Source organism: Myxococcus sp. AM011 (assembly GCF_013372595.1).
In the GTDB taxonomy this organism is placed as follows: Bacteria; Myxococcota; Myxococcia; order Myxococcales; family Myxococcaceae; genus Myxococcus; species Myxococcus eversor.
This window is the reverse complement of sequence record NZ_JABXEM010000607.1, coordinates 1-605: the sequence shown is the minus strand read 5'-3', so window position 1 is coordinate 605 and position 605 is coordinate 1. Positions and strand designations below refer to the sequence as shown.

Annotated in this window: 1 protein-coding gene; it reads left to right on the top strand. The window is 67.9% G+C overall.

The features are described from left to right. Positions 1-605: XkdF-like putative serine protease domain-containing protein (locus tag HUW62_RS50260; RefSeq protein ID WP_176438224.1), on the top strand; the 605-nt coding region annotated here is incomplete at both ends.

The window sequence follows — 605 nt, the reverse complement described above, 5'->3', positions numbered from 1 at the left end:
CAGCGTCAGCCCCAACGGCATGGGCGTCGAGGCGAAGACGCTCGCCCGCATCGAGCAGCACGCCCCGCGCCTCAAGCGCGTGAAGGTGTACGGCGGCGACTACGAGAAGGTGGTCCGCAAGTACGACAGGAAGGACACCGTCCTCTTCTTGGACCCGCCCTACCCTGGCTACAACGTCGACGTTGGCGAGGGTGATTTCGACGAGGAGCGCTTCTACGGCGTCCTCAAGTCGCTGAAGGGCCGCTGGCTCATGACGTATGGCATCCGGGGGAAGTTGCCCGGGATGCTGAAGGACTCCGGCTTCGTGGTGAAGCGGATCCGCACGCCTCGCACGATTGCGGCCATGCGCGGCGTGGGCGGCTCCTCCGTGCTGACGCAGCTCCTCGTCAGCAACTACCAGCCCGCCGCGAAGGCGCTGGAGGGCGGCAGCGACTTCGCCGTGGACGACTGGCAGCCGGAGGAGTCTCCCGGCACCGCCCCCTTCGCCACCACGACGTCCCTCCTCAAGGGCGTCGAGCCCGACGACGAGCGGTACGTCCTGGGTGTCGTCCTGGAGCCGGAGACGGTGGACGCGCAGGGCGACATCTACTCCGCCGCGGAGATTC